Here is a 17,611-nt window from a genome sequence, read left to right on the forward strand (position 1 = left end):
TCAAATAACGAAAATAAGAAAAAAGGAAGTGGATATGGCAATACTAAGATTGGAAGCTAAGCAGCTATATTCTGTAGCAGATCTAGAGAATATGCCATGTAAGTCGACCAAGGAGTTACCTCCAATTGATGAAATCGTGGGCCAAGAGCGCGCGCAAAAAGCGGTCGAGTTTGCGATGTCCATCAAAGAGAAAGGGTATAACATCTACGCCATTGGTCAGAATGGGCTAGGTAAACGCACCATGATCTTGCGCTATCTGAATCGTCACCAACACGATGCAGCAGCCCTGTTTGATTGGTGTTACGTTGCGAACTTTGAGGATACCCGTACACCAAAGGTATTAAAGCTGCCTTGTGGTATCGGAAATAAGCTACGTGTTGATATTGAAGCTTTAATGGGCAAATTATTGAATGCTTTACCCCTAGCATTCGACAATGAAATGTACTTTAGCCGCGCTGAGCGATTAAAAAATCAATTGGCAGCTAAGCAACAAAACGAGCTGGATCGTATTAGTCGAGAGGCAAAAGAAAAAGGCATCAGCCTAACACTGACTACACAGGGGGATTATCAGTTTGTCGCCATGAACGGTGATGAGCTTCATACGGAAGAGTCTTTTGATGTACTAAGCAAAAAAGAACAAGAGCAATTCAGCGATGCTATTGATGAACTCGAAGTGAGATTGCGCTCGATGGTTCGTGAGCTTACGGAGTGGGAAGAGACATACAGCGATAAAATCAAAAAGCTCAATGATGAAGTGACACTTGATGTAATTACTCACTTCATCAAAAAACTCAAAGTGGATTACGCGCAATATTCCGAAATCAAAACCTACTTAACTGAGCTGCAAAAAGATATTGTTGAAAACGCAGATATCTTCCTTGACCAAAGTGGCGAGCAAGGCGAAATTGCGACGGCATCCTTGGATAAAAAATTGCCACGTCGTTATAAAGTGAACGTCTTGGTAAGCCGTAAAAGCAGCGAATTTCCTATCGTTGTTGAAGAAAACCCCAACTATCATTCACTCTTCGGGTCGATTGAGACTGCCACTTTCAAGGGAACGGTGTTTACCGACTTCTCGCTGATTCGCGCAGGGAGCTTGCATAAGGCGAATGGCGGCGTTCTATTAATGGATGCTCAGAAAGTACTTGAACAGCCTTACGTTTGGGATGGTTTGAAGCGCGCATTGCGTGCTCGTCAATTGAGTTTTACGTCTCTAGAAAAAGAAGTCACATTGACGGGGGCGGTATCACTCGATCCTGAACCGATTCCGCTTGATATCAAAATCATCTTATTTGGTGATTACCGAACTTACCAATTACTCCAACATTACGATCCAGAGTTCAGCGAGTTGTTCCGCGTGACGGCAGATTTCGAAGACGAAATGAAACGTACGCCGGAGTCTGAGCTGCATTACGCGCGCTTTATCTCTAGCGTGGTGCATGACAACAATATGCTGCATTGCGATCGCAAAGCCATTGCTCGAATCATCGAATACAGCTCACGTTTGTCTGGCGACCAATCCAAGCTATCTCTACATTCGGCTAATATCGCCAACTTGCTTCGAGAGTCGAACTACGTAGCTCGTCAAGCCAACTCCAACATGATTCGTATTGGGCATGTTGAAGAGGCGCTCAATAACCAAGAAATGCGAGTAAGCCGATTACGCGATAACGTAATGGAAACCTTTATTAACGGCACAACGCTGATTCGCACCGAAGGAGAAGCCGTAGGCCAAGTCAACGCACTTTCGGTATTGAGCACTAGTGACTACATGTTTGGTGCACCGAATCGCATCACAGCGACGACGTGTTACGGTGATGGGGATGTTATCGATATCGAGCGCAGCGTGGATTTGGGTGGCAGTATTCACTCTAAGGGCGTGATGATTTTGTCTGCCTACTTATCTTCCGTATTTGGTAAAACGGCACGAGTGCCATTAACGACCACCATTACCTTTGAGCAATCTTATGGTGGTGTTGATGGTGATAGTGCCAGCATGGCTGAGTTATGTGCGGTTGTGTCTGCTTTTTCAAAGCAACCAAACCGACAAGACATTGCGATAACAGGGTCGATGAATCAATTTGGTCAAGCTCAGCCTATTGGTGGCGTAAACGAAAAGATCGAAGGCTTTTATGATGTGTGTGTAATTAAAGGTCGTCATGACGGGCAGGGGGTCATTATTCCGCGCTCTAATGTTCACAATCTAATGCTTCGTTCCGACATCGTGAAAGCAGTCGAAAAAGGCGAGTTTAATATTTGGGCGATTGACCATGTTACTGAAGCTATCGAATTGTTTACGGGGAAAGTTGCTGGTGAGCCAACCGATGAAGGCTCTTATCCAATCGATACCATTTTTGGCCTTGCTCAAGCTAAGCTCAATTCGTTGAGAAAATAGGCTGAAACCGTCCTAAATGTGAATGTATCTCATCATAAGTGATCATAATTTATCATAACGACAATATCCCGACACCACTGTCGGGATATTGTCAATAACAGATTGAAAATGGAGAGTTTTTGTACTAGACAAAAGTGTGATCGACCTCTAATATTCGCCACTTGTTTATTCGTCTGGGATTTATCCCGTCGCAAGGAAGCATAGATATTCAAACTGCCGAAAAGTAACGTTGTTATAAGCACAGCTCGAGTTTGTTTGGATATAGACATCACGCATACAACTGAGGCCCTGTCATGCAGTTATCACTGAAAAATTTGTCAGTACGAACGCAAATTTTGGTTCCGGTATTATTTACCGCGATTGTTTTGTTTATTGCTCTTTGGATTACTAAAAACAATCTTCAAGCAGAGCAAGATGTTATTGCTTCCAACCAAGAATCTTTGGTTTTTCACAAAGACACATTGGCGAGTATTGACGACCAAATTTACCCTCTGCGCATAAGCGCGGTTTACGCTATTTACGATGCTTCTCGTCGTGAGAATTTTCTAACCGAATTGAAAGAAGGCTTAAAGCAAGTTGATGCCGATTTAAGCGCAATTGAAGCCCGAAACCTATTCCGTGACGATGCCGTTAAAGTTCGCCAAGCAATTGAATCCTATGTGCGATATTCAGAGCGCTCAGTTGCTTTCTTCAACCAATACGATCAAGGTTTAAAATCGGATAGAGAGTACCGTGCATTTGTCAAAGAGTATCGCAATGTTGGCCGAGAAATGGTCCAACAAATTAACACGCTATCAAAGCATGTAAACGAGCAAGCTGAACAATCTACTATCAGAAGTCATCAGCAAAATGAACGTGTGCAAAATAACGCTATGTTGACAGTTTTAGCGGTATTTGCTTTCTCATTGATAGGCGCTTGGTTCCTATCTGGCATGATTGTTACACCAATCCAAAAGCTGCAAGAAGTGATGCGTCAGTTAGCAATGGGTAATCTATCAGTACGTGCAGATGTCGATGGGGACAATGAGATCTCTAAGCTGAGCAAAGATGTAAACCAAACCGCAGAGCAGTTATACAACACTGTGGACCAGTTAACCCGTATTAGTGAGGAAGTTGCATCTGCATCGACCGAATTGGCTGCGGTAATGACGCAAGCGGAAGCGAACGCTCAACAAGAGTTGGCGGAGATCGAGCAAGTTGCATCTGCGGTTAACGAGCTTGCAAGCACTGCGAATAATGTGAGTGATAACGCGACCTCTGCTGACGCAACTGCGCGTGAAGCTGATGGACTTGCTCAATCAGGTTTGGCTATCTTCCAAGAAAGTGCGGAAGCAAGTGCGCAAATGTCTCAAGCATTGAACGATGCAGCGCAAGTTGTTTTGCGTCTAAAAGAGCAATCTGTACAGATCAACGATGTTATTGAAGTGATTCGCGGCGTATCTGAGCAGACCAACTTGCTAGCATTGAATGCTGCGATTGAAGCGGCGCGAGCTGGTGAGTCTGGTCGTGGTTTTGCGGTAGTAGCTGATGAAGTACGGATGCTAGCAGCGCGTACTCAAGACTCGACACAAGAGATCCAAACGATCATTGAAGAGCTTCAAGCGCAGTCTGGGCTTGCGAATGACAGTATGCAAGTCAGCCTTGATATGCTTAGCCGCAACAACGAGCTGACGCAACAAGCGAATGAAGCGTTGGTTGGAATTACCGAGTCAGTCGCCAACATCAACGATTCAAACACGCAAGTAGCAACCGCAGCCGAAGAACAGTCTCAAGTTACTCAAGATATCAATCGCAACGTGGTTAACATGTCGGAGCTTGTAAACCAAAACGTAGCGGGCATCAGCCAGAGTGCAAGTGCGAGTACTGAGCTTTCATTACTTGCAGAGAAGCAGAAAGAGCAATTAAGTTTCTTTAAGCTTTAATTCATCATCTACTTATCAAATCTCTAAATCCCTGAGTGAATGCTCAGGGATTTTTTTGTTTGTAATAATCGGATTTATTATCAATAAGTCTATCTAAAACAGTCAGTTAACAAGATTTTTTTTGCGGGCAATGTCACGTTTTGTGATATTGTTTTTACATTTTTTTCGTCAATTTTTTTTTGACGCGAACATTTTTTTTAACTCAACCGATAACTTGATGGTTGAGAGGTATTCATATCGTCATTTTAAGTGGTGTTTTCTTCTATAAGTGCTGTTTATTCAACACGTTGCGTGAAAAATAACAGCTGCTACTATGCCGCCAGTTTTCTCGTTGGTACAGAAAAGTCCTGTTTTTCTGGTGAGAAAATACATATAAAACAATGATATGGAAAATAACAATGAAATTAAAAACTTTAGCTGTAGCAGTGGCGCTAATGGCATCAGGATCTCAAGTTGTCGCTTCAGAACTATACAACCAAGATGGCACTTCTCTTGAGATGGGCGGCCGCGCTGAAGCGCGTCTTTCTATGATGGATGGTAAGGCAGAAGACCGTACTCGCATCCGTCTTAACTTCCTAGGCAAACAGGAAATCAATGAAAACCTATACGGCGTTGGTTTTTGGGAAGGTGAGTTCAAAACAAAAGAAGAAGGTGCCGTAGATAACGATAGTGATCTTGAAACTCGTTACGCTTATGCAGGTCTGGGTGGCAAATACGGTGAAGTAACTTACGGTAAAAACGACGGCGCACTAGTGGTTCTTACTGACTTTACTGACATTATGGCTTACCACGGTAACACAGCAGCACTTAAACTGCCTGTTTCTGACCGTACAGATAACATGCTGTCTTACAAAGGCCAATTCGAGCAACTAGCTGTACGCGCTAGCTACCGTTTTGCTGATCGCACAACAGATGCACAAGGCTTTACAGACAACGAGGAAGATGGCTTCTCTCTATCTGGTGTTTACGCGTTTGCTAACACTGGTTTTGAACTAGGTGCTGGTTACGCAGATCAAAACGACAGCGATGAGTTCATGCTGGTAGCTGCATACTCTGTAGGTGACTTCTACTTCGCTGGTAACTACACTGGCGCGGATATGGATGTTGCAGGTAAGACTTTTGATTACAAAGGCTACGAACTAGCCGCTGCTTACACTATGGGTCAAACTGTATTCACTTCTACGTTCAACAAAGGTGAACTAGAAGACGCAGATACTGTAGAAAACCTAGCTGTTGATGTAACTTACTACTTCAAGCCTAACTTCCGTGGCTACGCATCATACAACTTCGATCTAATGGATAACGAAGGCGCGGCTGAAAAAGATGAGCTAGCGCTAGGTCTACGTTACGACTTCTAAGTCATGACTCTTATCTAAGATACTGCCTTATTCTTAGTAAATAAAAACCCCTTACTGAAAAGTAAGGGGTTTCTTGTTTTCTAGCACTTCAAAGCTTCTTGATAAGCGATAGGGGTGATCAAATCTATCTTTTTAGTGTGAGCTTAGTACCATCAAATTTGAGGTGACTGAGGAGGTTTTTAGCGTTGTTTTTACCAACCTCATCAAACTCCATTCCGTAGCGAGCATAGTGCGTTGATTTTTGTAAATTACAAATACGACCTCGCAACGGCGCTAGCATACGACTTTCTCCGGGCATCGTTAGATCCAATGAAACGTGGTCACCAACCTGAAGTGGTCGGCTCATCGGTGATGTTACAAAACGACAGCCACTACGAGATAAATCTCTTATTTCGCATTCAGTTCGATAGGCTTCTAAACAAACACGCGCTCTCAAATTTACTTCGTAACGCACTTCTTTGCGAAGCTGAAAGACCTGCATAGTGTTGGGTAGGTCTAGCACCAAAATTGGGTACGGATCGCCTAGTCGATGCTGCAATTGGGCCCGAAATGGGATAACGGCCCCTTCACCTCGATGAGAGTAGGCTTTTACATTGATCCAAAAGCCTTCCTGAAAATAGAACTTCAAGTCTTCATCGGAGATGTTCGGAACCTCTATCAATGCAGTATTATTTGAGTGACAGCCAACAAATGTGCTGGTTGTAATAAACTTTGTACCAACGGGGGTGGTGACGTTTAAGCTCACTTCACTGCCATGTTCGACCATTGCCATTGCATCGGTGCTATTTAATGTACTTGCCTGACGTTCTGGTGCCTTCTTGCTTTGCAGAGGTAGCTTGCCGTCTCTGGCAATTGGGCTCATATTTCTCATTATAATTGTCGTACCTGATGTAAGAAGGTAATCGCGTGAGGCGAAGCAGCACTCTCGCATGGTATCGATTTTATTCAGTGATATAGTTTGATTCAATCAATCTGTAACAAAAATTAGAGAGCAAGATATGCATAAAGTAACTCATGAAGCCACGAATAGTACATTCTGGGTTGATTTAGAGCAGGGCTATAAAGCCAAGTTAATTTATCAGCTTAAGGGTAATGTCATGCACATTACATCAACGGTTGTTCCTGAAGCACTGCGAGGTAAGGGGTACGGAAAAGTGATGATGGAAGCGGTGTTGCCAGAAATTGAGTCACTCGGTTATCAAATCAAACCAGTTTGCCCATATGTTATTCACTATATGGAGAAGAACCAAACGTGGTCACATCTGCTCGCATGATGAGTAACAACCACCAACGCTACCAAACTATTGGCCAGGAACTCAATCTCGGTAATTACCGCTCTGTAGAAGTCATACAATCGCTATGGGGAGGCTATGGGGAGTTAGTCCGAGTTACTTATTCTACTGGTTCGGTGATCATTAAGCATGTAAAACTCCCTAAGCCTTCAGAGCATCCTAGAGGCTGGAATACGGACCGTTCTCATCAAAGAAAGTTGCATTCTTATCAGGTGGAAGTGAATTGGTATGAGCATTTTTCCGGAGGGGTGGATACTCGCTGCCGAGTACCACAAGGTCTAAAAACGTTCCAATCGGAGAATGAATGGCTCATTGTGATGGAAGATCTCGCCGAGGTGGGCTTTCCAAAAGTCATCACAGATGCACAGTTAGAGCATCTACAAGCCTGCCTCACTTGGTTGGCGAACTTTCATGCGCGATACATCGATGTTCGTTCGGATAAGTTGTGGCATACCGGAACATACTGGCACTTAGCAACCAGACCCGACGAGCTTGAAGCATTGCAAGACACTGAGCTACAAAATGCGGCTCAATTGATTGATCAAACGCTTTCGCAAGCTAAGTTTAAAACACTAGTACATGGTGATGCCAAATTGGCGAACTTCTGTTTTGATGAAGAAGAATCAAGCGTTGCTGCGGTTGACTTTCAATACGTTGGATGTGGGTGTGCAATGAAAGATGTGGCACTGTTTATGAGTAGCGCCGTTAAGCCAGAACGTTGTGCAGAGATGGAAGTTTGGGTTTTGGATACGTATTTTGCTCAGTTGCAACACTCGCTAATGGTCTATCAACCGAATCTTGACCCTAATGAAGTCGAGCGTGAATGGCGTCCTTTGTTTGCTGTGGCTTGGGCAGACTTTCAGCGCTTTGTGAAAGGTTGGAGTTCCGACCACTGGAAGATCAATCCCTACACAGAAGCATTGACTCGCAGAGCGTTGGCTTACTTACGAAAGTGAGTCGAAGTTTAAAAAGAAAAGCCTCCAATTAGTAGGAGGCTTTGTTTTATCTTTGGCCTGGTCTGATGCGCGCCATGTAATAGGTATTGATGAATTCACCATCACGGAAGGAACCGTCAATCGCTTCACCTTCAATTTGAAATCCATGCTTTTTATAAAGCCCAATGGCGGCGTCGTTATCGGCATTGACCTCTATCTGAATTCTTCTCACATTTAACCAGTTATCTGCTAGTTCAGTGACTGTTTCTATCAATTTGCTACCAATACCGAGTCCATGGAAACTATCATGTACTCCGATGCCAAACGATGCCGTGTGCATCGTTCTTGGACGTAGAGAGTGGTGAAAGCCAATATTTCCGACGACTTTACCATCAATTTCAGCGACATAGCTATAAACACCATCAGGTATGTTTGACAATCTTTCCACCCACATCGCGAGCGAAGGCTTTGGGAGTTGCAGGGTTTCACGTTGTGCTTTTGGTTGTGAATAGATTTCTACGAGTGCCGCTGCGTCTTCGACGGTCGTTGGACGTACGATAATTTCCATGCCTCTCTCCTTCGCTTTTTAGTTTTAATTTTTAATCTAACCACAGTTTTCTTATTTGGATAGTGTTTTTTATGTTTAATGGATAAATACCTTTTAAATTAGCTTGTTATGATGTCATTTTTTGAATTTTTAGTAGTGATTTATCATCGAATTGAGCGAATAGATTGCAAAGGTGTTGAATTATTGTACTGAGAATGGCGCGTACTGCAGAGTATCGTGGTGAATTTCATGTCGCAGTAAATAAACGCATTTAGTCAAACTGTGACGACGGCACTGTGCGTCAGTTGACTTGAATCAATAGAGGATGGAGTTACCTCCTATGAGGTATAGGGAAACGACACGTTTAGGGCTATTTATGCTTAACTTGATAAGGGAGTTTTGTTGAGGAAATAGCATGAAATCCTCTCAGTCTAAAATATCGCAAAGTCGGCGCCGATTTTTGCGTGATACAGCTCGGACTGCGGCTGGTGTTGGCGCAGCTGCGTGTGTATTGGGCTTACAATCGCTACAAAGCCAAGCTCGAGAAACCAAAGGTGTGCCTATTCGTCCGCCAGGTGCATTGCCGGAAGGCGATTTCGAATCAGCTTGTATTCGATGTGGCTTGTGTGTTCAGGCATGTCCTTACGATACCTTGAAACTTGCGACATTACTTTCACCCGTCGCGACTGGCTCACCTTACTTTACTGCACGCGATATTCCCTGCGAAATGTGCGAAGACATTCCTTGTGTTGTCGCTTGTCCGAGTGGGGCGCTGGATCCGAAACTAACCGATATTGATGATGCTCGAATGGGTACAGCGGTTCTTATTGACCATGAAACTTGCCTTAACTGGCAAGGGTTACGATGCGACGTTTGTTATCGCGTTTGTCCGCTGATTGATGAAGCCATCACGTTAGAGATGGTTCACAACGACCGAACTGGCTATCACGCCAAACTTATCCCTACAGTGAATTCCGAAGTGTGTACCGGATGTGGTAAGTGTGAACAAGCGTGCGTGTTGGATGTCGCTGCTATTAAAGTTGTCCCGACGGATTTGGCGAAAGGCAAAGTGGGCAGCCACTACAATTTTGGTTGGAAAGAGATCGACAAACCACTCGAAAATATCCTCCCTAGTGAGACGCCTGTGCCGGAAGGTGCGCTTGAATCGCTAAAAGGAGGTAAGTAATGGCAAAGAATTTAGCTCAAAATGCTGGCAAAGAAGCGCTTGAAAAGCTTGGTTGGTGGCGCGCGCATCGGTTTTTGATTTTACGTCGGCTATGTCAGTTCACCATCATTGCGCTATTTATGGCTGGGCCGACGCTGGGAATTCTAACTGGTAATCTGTCATCAAGTATGTTGCTCGATACCGTGCCGTTAAGTGACCCGTTAATTGTGCTTCAAGCTTTGGCGACAGGGCATGTTCCGGAGTTTAATGCGTTGTTAGGCGTAGTGATTGTCGTGGTGTTTTACGCGATTTTGGCGCCGCGCGCATTTTGTGCTTGGGTGTGCCCGTTGAACATCGTGACAGACTTGGCGGCGTGGTTGCGTCGAAAGCTCAACATTAAAGCGAGCTATCGTTGGTCTCCCGTGATTCGTTATTGGCTGATCCCTGTTTTGATGTTGGGCAGTGCGCTGTCTGGCGCGATTCTTTGGACATGGTTAGATCCAGTGGCTGCACTGCATCGCGGATTGGTGTTTGGTATGGGCGCAGGTTGGGTGTTGATCGCCCTAGTGTTTGTGTTGGATTTACTCTTGGTTGAGCATGGGTGGTGTGGGCACTTATGTCCACTGGGGGCTACCTATGGCGTGATAGGCCGAAAAAGCCTGTTGCGCGTTACTGCTGTTCGGCGCGAAGATTGCACCAAATGCATGGATTGCTTTTACGTTTGCCCAGAACCAGAAGTGCTTCGGCAGCCTTTGAAAGAGGGAGATCGTCGAGTTATGGATCAAAACTGCATTAGCTGTGGCCGTTGTTTGGATGTGTGTCCAGAACATGTGTTTGAATTTAAAAATCGCCTATCAGTAAAAGTCATTGATTAAGCCACTGAGCACATTTACTCATGCTTTAGTTCTCTTGATACTTGAACATCGCGCTTAGCCAAGGAATTGAGTGCGATGTTTGTCTTCATAACAATATTCCTCAGCCATATCAGCTTGCTCTGGGTTGAAAATAATAATGATATTGCGAATTTGTTACATTTAAAGCTATGATGATGCCTTCATATTTAAAGGAAACATCATGACTACCTCATCGCACGGCTGGAGAACGCCGCAAAATTTCCTCCTGTTAATTTCCATTATCGTGCCCATTGCTTTTTCTACCTGGATGGCGTTGTTGAACAACTTTGTTATCGAGAAAGCAAACTTTGATGGTGCTGACATAGGCCTATTGCAAAGTGTGCGCGAAATTCCGGGTTTTTTGGCCTTTACCGCCGTGTTTGTATTGCTGTTTATCCGAGAGCAACGCTTTATGCTCGTCTCTTTGGCGATGCTTACGCTTGGTACGGCATTAACAGGTTATTTTCCCACTTTGTACGGTCTACTTTTTACAACCTTGTTAATGTCCACCGGCTTCCATTACTTTGAAACACTCAAGCAGTCTTTGTCTTTACAATGGCTATCTAAAGAAGAAGCGCCAGAAATGCTGGGTAAGTTTATTTCTGTTGGAGCTTTGGCTTCTCTGTTTACCTACGGCGCCATTTGGGTTTCGCTCGAACAGCTCAAACTTGATTTTAAAACGGTCTATTTAATGGCTGGTGGTTTAGGTTTTGTGCTCATTTTGGTGATGGCATTTGCCTTCCCACAATTTAAGACAAAAGTGCCTCAGAACAAGAAGCTCATCCTGCGTAAACGTTACTGGTTATACTATGCGCTTACGTTTATGAGTGGAGCACGCCGTCAAATTTTTACGGTGTTCGCTGGTTTCTTGATGGTAGAAAAGTTTGGTTACTCCGCCGCAGATATTACGTTGCTGTTCCTGATTAACTATGTCTTTAACTTCTTGTTTGCGAAGCGAATAGGCCGTTTTATCGGCGTTGTTGGTGAGCGCAAAGCGTTGATGTTTGAATACGTCGGTTTGATCTTCGTGTTCGTCGGGTACGGTTTGGTGCAAACGGCAGAGTGGGCGGCAGCATTGTATGTTGTCGATCATTTATTTTTCGCGTTAGCGCTTGCGATTAAAACCTACTTCCAGAAAATTGCCGATCCTGCCGATATGGCGTCGACCGCAGGCGTTGCGTTTACGATTAACCATATTGCGGCGGTTGTAATACCTGTTACGTTTGGTGTGATTTGGCTGGTTTCACCTGCTAGCGTATTTTACATCGGCGCTGGTATGGCAGCAGTGAGCTTGCTGTTGTCACTTAATATTCCAGCGAAGCCGGAAGAAGGCAACGAAACTCGCTTGTTGAAGTGGAGTTAAGTTGGTACTCACTATCTAATCATTAAAGCGAATACCTGTAATTAGACTCGCTAAAAAGGGTGCTTATGCGCCCTTTTCTTTTTATTGCAAATAGATAATCCCTCCAATGGTTGTCAATGCATGCCACGTCCGTTAGGGTTTAGAACTAAGTATTTCGAAATAACTTGGGCATAACTGACGCGAAACAATAAGAGGGGAGCTATACAGTGCAGATACATGGCAGAGAGTTGGATTTAGATCTAGGAAGCCGTCACATCGTTATTCAGCGCCGCTATGAGGCGTTAGGTGCTGCAAACGACCTACTCATTGCTATTTGGTTTTTAATTGGTAGCTTTTTCTTTTTGAATGATTCGTTGATTGAAAGTGGTACTTGGCTTTTCATTGTAGGCAGTGCGCAGTTGATCATTAAGCCCCTGATAAAACTGATGAGTTTAGTTCATGTTGGTCGTTTAAATAAGCAACTTTCTGGCACATCAGCGAGCCGCTGAAATTACCGCTTCTTTTGAACACTCGCAAGCAAGAAGCCAACAGGTGAGTTATCGAGGGGAAAGACGGAAGATAACGTGGTCACAACACTAACCACGTTATGTTCAGTTTGAAGCTTCAGAATTTAAAACGGATACCAGAACAGTTGTGTGTCCATCACACGCTTGCTGATCGCAGCAATCACTATCACCGCAATCCCAGCCATGCAGATCATATCGGCTTTGGTCAGTGGTTTTAAGCTGTACCAAGTGCGAGAGGAGTGGCGGCCAAAACCACGTAGCGTCATCGCGTTTGAGATTTGATCGGCTCTGTCTAAACTAGAGAAAATCAGAGGTCCAAGAATCTTCGCGACGTTCTTCATACGATTGAACAACGGAGCCTTCTTGCTCAGTTCTACTCCGCGTGCTTGTTGCGCGTGCATGATGTTAACAAAGTCCTTTTTCACTTCCGGCAAGTAGCGCAGCGTTAAGCTTACGGCATAGGCGATTTTGTAAGGCACACCTAAACGGTTCAAGCTGGCTGAAAACTCTGTCGGATGAGTGGTAAATACAAACACCAATGCGATTGGGAACATGCTGAAGTACTTCAACGTCACTGTTACTAGGTAAAACAATGTCTCTTGAGTGAGCGAGTAATTACCGGGTAACGAGAGTAAAACCGTTGATGAACCCATGAACTCAGTACCTTGTTGCGGTGCTAACGCGAACATAAACAGGGCATTGATCAGTAATACCGTACCTGTACCGAATAACAGCGGTTTGTAGACATGAAAGGGCACTTTGGTCATTTTCAATAAGCCCAAACCCAGCACGATCAACAGCGCGATGATTCGCAAGTCAAATGTGGTCAATACCACCGTTACCCAAGCAATGAAAAGCAAGAACTTAGTAATGCCATTCAACTTATGAAGTGGCGATTGGGTATCGATGTAGTTGATACCAAACTTCATCTTATTGTCTTTCATGCCACCGCTTTCTCTAGTTGGTTTACGTCGTCGCTTTTTTGTTGGCGGTGCGCTTTTTCTACATTGATAAAGTGCTGCATAAAGCCATTGGTGTCCTCGATACCAACTTTCGTAGCCAACTCAAACAAACTTGTGGTAGTGAGGTTTGCTTGGTCTAGTAGCTCTGGACTGCTGAATACCTGCGTCATTGGTGCATCCGCGACTAATTTACTGTCTGCAATCACGATAGAGCGCGAGGTGTATTCCAACACTAAATGCATGTCATGAGAGATGATCATTACGGTTACGCCCAACTCGCGATTGAGCTTTTCGATGAAACTCAGCATAGACGTGTAGTTTCGATAGTCCTGACCTGCCGTCGGTTCATCAAGGATCAGAAGCTCTGGTTCCAAGACCAAAATTGACGCAATGGTTACGCGCTTTTTCTGGCCGTAGCTCAATGCTTCGATTGGCCAGTGACGGTATTTGCTCAAACCGCACAGCTCTAGGACTTCAAGTACTTTAGCGTCGATTTGTTTCTCTTCAACGCCACGATTACGGAGGCCGAAGGCCACTTCGTCGAAAATCATGTGATGGGAAATCATGTGATTCGGGTTTTGCATCACCACACCCACTTTCTGGCTACGCTCGAAGATGGTCAGTTCGTTAAGATCTTGACCATTCATGCTCATTGAGCCGCTATCCGCTTCAATAACGCCCATAATCAGTTTGGTGATGGTCGATTTACCCGAGCCATTTTTGCCAAGTACAGAGACAAACTCGCCACACTTAATGTCAAAACTCACGTCTTCTAACGCGTTTTTCTCACCGTCGTAAGAATAGGTGAGGCCACGGACTTCAAGCAAAGTCTCGGCTGGCGTTTTAGGTGGTTGTGCTGTTGAACCATCAAACCATGCTTGTACCGCTGGTTTATATTGCTCCAACGGTAAGGTAGTTAAGCTAGAAGGTTTTGCATCGCCCTCAATCGCGCAGCCTGCTTCTTTCAGTGCTGAAATATAAAGCGGTTCGCGGATGCCGTAATCTTCTAGTAGAGGCGACGCTAAAATTTCATCTGGCGTTGTATCGGTAATGATTTCGCCGCTTTCCATCAAGATAATACGGTCAACTGAGCAATGCAGAACGTCTTCAAGACGATGCTCAATGATTACTATGGTTTTGTCCGTTTCGCGGTGTAGATCATCGATGATCTCGATGGTTTTTTTACCCGTTTTAGGGTCAAGCGCAGCTAGTGGTTCATCAAACAAAAGGATATCGACGTCATCGACGAGAATGCCCGCCAAAGAAACACGCTGTTTCTGCCCGCCAGATAAATCGTGGGGAGAGCGATCTAACATCTGTTCCAAGTCGACCATTTTGGCCGTGGCTTTGACCAATGGGTACATGTCGATATTTGAAGTTAGCTGGTTTTCCAGCGCAAATGCAATGTCTTCGCCAATGCTCAAACCGACAAATTGGCTGTCCGTATCTTGGAGTACGGTGCCAACTTGCTCAGTGTATTGGTGCATGTCGAAAGGGGCGGTGTCTTGACCATTGATGGTCAATGTTCCACTGGTTTCCCCTTTGATTGCGTGTGGGATCAGTCCGTTAAGACATTGCCCAAGAGTAGATTTACCACTACCACTTGGACCGATAATGACGATTTTCTCTCCTTTCTCTATCCTTAGATTGATATTTTTTAGCGTCGGTTTGTCCAGCGACTCATATCTAAAAGAGAAGTTAGAAAATTCGATTGTCATTCGACATTAAGCCTCTGTTAAGTTACGGCTTTGCTTGTTACGTTTAGCGACAGACTTAAGAATGAAGAAGCCAACAATAGCAATAAGAATGGTGTTACCGATCGCGATAATAGAAAGCTGGGTAAACACTTTAGTGAACGGTTCTGCGTATAAAATCGTGTCGAGGAATGCAGAGCAACCGTAACCAAATACGTTGCCTAATAGCGCAAGTACTACGAATAACGCGAAGTCTTTCATATTGAAATCACCTTTCTCCAAACGGTAGCGCGTTAGAGAAGGGAATAGACCGATAATCAAACCAACAATACCTGAACCAAGTACCCAAGTGAGCCATACGCCCCAACCTGCAAATAGGTCAGTAACCCAGTGACCAATAAAACCAACCAAGAAGCCAACAAGTGGTCCAAATAGTACTGAGAACAATGCTAATACTGCCATTGCTGGTTTTAGCGTTGTGTTTGCAAACACAGGGATGCCAAACATAGGTAAGCCGCCGATACCGTAAAGAGCAGCACCGATTGCAATAACCACAACAGTTTTAGCGGAAAGATTCATAGATAACCTCAGTTCAATAGTCGATTTTAAAGAACGTTCATTTATATTGTTGGAAAGCGTTAGTTATTTGATTGTGTAACATATATTCAAAACAACCAAGCTGCTTATTGTTTGCTCTATTTTTCTTCAGGAAATGTGTGATTTGATTCACGCATCCCTTTGACTGGCTTTGGTTTTAGCAAGCATTAAAAATAAGGCGCGCATTATACAGAATATTAATAAAAGTGGGAATGCTATCTATCTGGATGGCTAGAATGAATCAGGGGCTGATCGTCAGCCCCTGATTACACGGTTTGATGTTATTTTTACCAATAAATGAATGCGCTATATGTTCATTAATGGTCGAGGTATAAATAGTTCTGCCAGCTCTTCATACGAATAAGCACTTTGCGCATCACTGATACGTGAGTAAAGCTGTCTGAATAAACTGCAACTTCAACCGCAGTACCCATTGGTAGGTGGTATCCACTCAAGTCGTCGGTAATTTTCAGCTTCGCAAAAACACGTCCGCTCGTGCGCAAGGCATCAGTCCCAAGCAGAGCGCCTCGCGCTTGAATTTGGCTTTCACCAATGGCTGGAATCACGTCAATGACTTCGCCACGGAACACTTTGCCCGGAATTGCGCGGAACATAAATTCTGCTTCAAAGCCTGGCTTCAAGCGTTGTAATGAGTTCTGTCTGAATGCCGCGGTGTACGTAATGTCTTCGGTATGTACGAAGGTCATTGCCGGGGCAAGTGGCAACGGCACAGCCATAACACCAGGACGCAAAGCCAATTGCGTAACGTAACCATCGGTTGGCGCACGAACGACGGTTTGCTCTAGGTTAAACTCTGCTTTACGCAGCTCGGCAAGAAGTTGCGCGACTTGGGTATTTTCGCCTCCGATTTCAGAGTCCAGAGCGATTTGCGCTTGTTCTTGTTGCAAAATCGCAACGTCTAACATGGCTTCTGCCGCTTTATACGCTTGGCGTCGAGTATCTAAATCTTGTTCAGTAAACGCGCCACGATCAAAGCCCCTTTGATATCGGCTAAACTCCCTTTGTGCTTTATCTCTGTCCGCTTGCGCTTTCAATACAGCAGCTTCTGCTTCTCTTAGATCAGACTCTAAACCCAACGCACCTTGGCTTGCTTCTTTGACTTTCGCTTCAAGGCGAGCAACTTCTGCTTCAAAAGGCACAGGATCGATTTTGAAAAGAATATCGCCCGTTTTGAGCGGTTGGTTGGCTTGGACTGGCACTTCCACCACGCGGCCACGCACGCCAGAGACGATAGGCGTAGTCGGGAACACTTGGTTACCCAATTGAGTAAATGGGTGGTTGTAGTTCATAAGCAGCACGAGTGTGCCCACTAACACTACGCCGCCAAGTACGGCGGTTGGAACGGTCCATTTGTTTAGAGGAATATTGAAAATTTTAAAAATGGCAATACAAAGAGCGGCGTAAGTCAGAATCAGCAATAAGTCCATTATTCGTCCTCTTTACTTTGTTCAGGCAAAGGCTTTTGCTGAATCTTTTGTTGTTTCAACATCGATACTTGGTTTTTGAGTTCGTTGACTTCATCGATGAGTTCTTCAAGGCGGTGATGAATGTCGTGTGTTTCTTGTTCTAGTTGTTTAAAACCCCAGCCGCGTTCCTTGCGCCATAATGTTGCCCAGATCCATAAAAATGGCCACAGCGCATGCAAAGTGAAAAGGCTGACCCAGCCAGCGTAGTGAATTGCGTCTTGGTGCGGGTGCTCTCTCTCTTTGGCGATTTCATATGGAATATCATGGATGACAATGATTCCGTAAAAGATCACTAAAGCAACGAAGATGAGTAACCCAAGTGCAAAATAGTCTAGAAACATCTTACCTACCTGTGCGTATTGCGAAATGGAAAATCTACGTAAATTAACAATTTAAGTATTTGTCTTAACTACAGATGAATCAAGCGGTTTTTATGTAGGAATTATGTTTATGCGATGTAAGTATCCACTGATGTTTATTGGCAGTTAAGGTGTT

Annotated in this window: 16 protein-coding genes; 9 read left to right on the forward strand and 7 right to left on the reverse strand. The window is 44.4% G+C overall.

All coding sequences use genetic code 11. The features are described 5' to 3' along the window. Positions 1 to 34 precede the first annotated feature (34 nt). The 3 genes from R7041_RS05925 to R7041_RS05935 all read left to right on the forward strand — a co-directional run bounded on the left by R7041_RS05925 (position 35) and on the right by R7041_RS05935 (position 5,675). On the forward strand, positions 35 to 2,395 hold the full coding sequence (locus R7041_RS05925) for a Lon protease family protein (protein WP_005375118.1): 2,361 nt from the start codon (positions 35 to 37) through the stop codon (positions 2,393 to 2,395). A 293-nt stretch (positions 2,396 to 2,688) separates the two neighbouring features. After that, on the forward strand, positions 2,689 to 4,317 hold the full coding sequence (locus R7041_RS05930) for a methyl-accepting chemotaxis protein (RefSeq protein ID WP_206949142.1): 1,629 nt from the start codon (positions 2,689 to 2,691) through the stop codon (positions 4,315 to 4,317). Between the two features lie 398 nt (positions 4,318 to 4,715). Then, positions 4,716 to 5,675 (forward strand): porin, encoded by a 960-nt coding sequence (locus tag R7041_RS05935; protein ID WP_206949141.1) that lies wholly within the window; start codon positions 4,716 to 4,718, stop codon positions 5,673 to 5,675. Positions 5,676 to 5,799: 124 nt separating this feature from the next. Here R7041_RS05935 and R7041_RS05940 read toward each other — a convergent pair whose 3' ends face one another. Continuing rightward, a complete protein-coding gene (locus R7041_RS05940) occupies positions 5,800 to 6,546 on the reverse strand; it encodes a flagellar brake protein (RefSeq protein ID WP_042521645.1) in 747 nt (248 codons plus the stop codon). 127 nt (positions 6,547 to 6,673) lie between these two features. Here R7041_RS05940 and R7041_RS05945 point away from each other — a divergent pair, with 127 nt between their 5' ends. Next, positions 6,674 to 6,949 (forward strand): GNAT family N-acetyltransferase, encoded by a 276-nt coding sequence (locus tag R7041_RS05945; RefSeq protein ID WP_104976440.1) that lies wholly within the window; start codon positions 6,674 to 6,676, stop codon positions 6,947 to 6,949. Further along, entirely contained in the window at positions 6,946 to 7,923 is a 978-nt protein-coding gene (locus R7041_RS05950; RefSeq protein WP_206949227.1) for a phosphotransferase, read from the forward strand. Before R7041_RS05945 ends, R7041_RS05950 begins: the two co-directional genes overlap by 4 nt. Positions 7,924 to 7,969: 46 nt before the next feature. Here R7041_RS05950 and R7041_RS05955 read toward each other — a convergent pair whose 3' ends face one another. Continuing rightward, positions 7,970 to 8,470, reverse strand: coding sequence for a GNAT family N-acetyltransferase (locus R7041_RS05955; RefSeq protein ID WP_017820512.1), 501 nt, complete (start codon positions 8,468 to 8,470; stop codon positions 7,970 to 7,972). 394 nt (positions 8,471 to 8,864) lie between these two features. Here R7041_RS05955 and napG point away from each other — a divergent pair, with 394 nt between their 5' ends. The 4 genes from napG to R7041_RS05975 all read left to right on the forward strand — a co-directional run bounded on the left by napG (position 8,865) and on the right by R7041_RS05975 (position 12,358). After that, the gene (napG, locus tag R7041_RS05960; protein ID WP_005383947.1) at positions 8,865 to 9,635 is read left to right on the forward strand and encodes a ferredoxin-type protein NapG; all 771 of its coding nucleotides are present in this window, start codon (positions 8,865 to 8,867) and stop codon (positions 9,633 to 9,635) included. After that, entirely contained in the window at positions 9,635 to 10,489 is an 855-nt protein-coding gene (gene napH, locus R7041_RS05965) for a quinol dehydrogenase ferredoxin subunit NapH (protein WP_017635480.1), read from the forward strand. Before napG ends, napH begins: the two co-directional genes overlap by 1 nt. 199 nt (positions 10,490 to 10,688) lie before the next feature. Beyond that, on the forward strand, positions 10,689 to 11,870 hold the full coding sequence (locus tag R7041_RS05970) for an MFS transporter (RefSeq protein ID WP_005375129.1): 1,182 nt from the start codon (positions 10,689 to 10,691) through the stop codon (positions 11,868 to 11,870). 206 nt (positions 11,871 to 12,076) lie between these two features. After that, positions 12,077 to 12,358, forward strand: a complete 282-nt coding sequence (locus R7041_RS05975; protein ID WP_025768568.1) for a YrhK family protein — start codon at positions 12,077 to 12,079, stop codon at positions 12,356 to 12,358. Between the two features lie 122 nt (positions 12,359 to 12,480). Here the strand turns inward: R7041_RS05975 and R7041_RS05980 are convergent, their stop codons facing one another. The 5 genes from R7041_RS05980 to R7041_RS06000 all read right to left on the reverse strand — a co-directional run bounded on the left by R7041_RS05980 (position 12,481) and on the right by R7041_RS06000 (position 17,457). After that, positions 12,481 to 13,320 (reverse strand): energy-coupling factor transporter transmembrane component T family protein, encoded by an 840-nt coding sequence (locus R7041_RS05980; protein WP_005383942.1) that lies wholly within the window; start codon positions 13,318 to 13,320, stop codon positions 12,481 to 12,483. Beyond that, positions 13,317 to 15,056, reverse strand: coding sequence for an ABC transporter ATP-binding protein (locus R7041_RS05985; RefSeq protein ID WP_186585108.1), 1,740 nt, complete (start codon positions 15,054 to 15,056; stop codon positions 13,317 to 13,319). Before R7041_RS05985 ends, R7041_RS05980 begins: the two co-directional genes overlap by 4 nt. 6 nt (positions 15,057 to 15,062) lie before the next feature. Continuing rightward, a complete protein-coding gene (locus R7041_RS05990; protein ID WP_005375133.1) occupies positions 15,063 to 15,611 on the reverse strand; it encodes an ECF-type riboflavin transporter substrate-binding protein in 549 nt (182 codons plus the stop codon). A 335-nt stretch (positions 15,612 to 15,946) separates the two neighbouring features. Beyond that, on the reverse strand, positions 15,947 to 17,077 hold the full coding sequence (locus tag R7041_RS05995) for an HlyD family secretion protein (RefSeq protein ID WP_005375134.1): 1,131 nt from the start codon (positions 17,075 to 17,077) through the stop codon (positions 15,947 to 15,949). Beyond that, on the reverse strand, positions 17,077 to 17,457 hold the full coding sequence (locus R7041_RS06000; RefSeq protein ID WP_064376388.1) for a DUF3302 domain-containing protein: 381 nt from the start codon (positions 17,455 to 17,457) through the stop codon (positions 17,077 to 17,079). Before R7041_RS06000 ends, R7041_RS05995 begins: the two co-directional genes overlap by 1 nt. Between the last annotated feature and the right edge of the window lie 154 nt (positions 17,458 to 17,611).

The organism is Vibrio sp. 1751 (genome assembly GCF_033339895.1).
GTDB lineage: Bacteria > Pseudomonadota > Gammaproteobacteria > Enterobacterales > Vibrionaceae > Vibrio > Vibrio alginolyticus.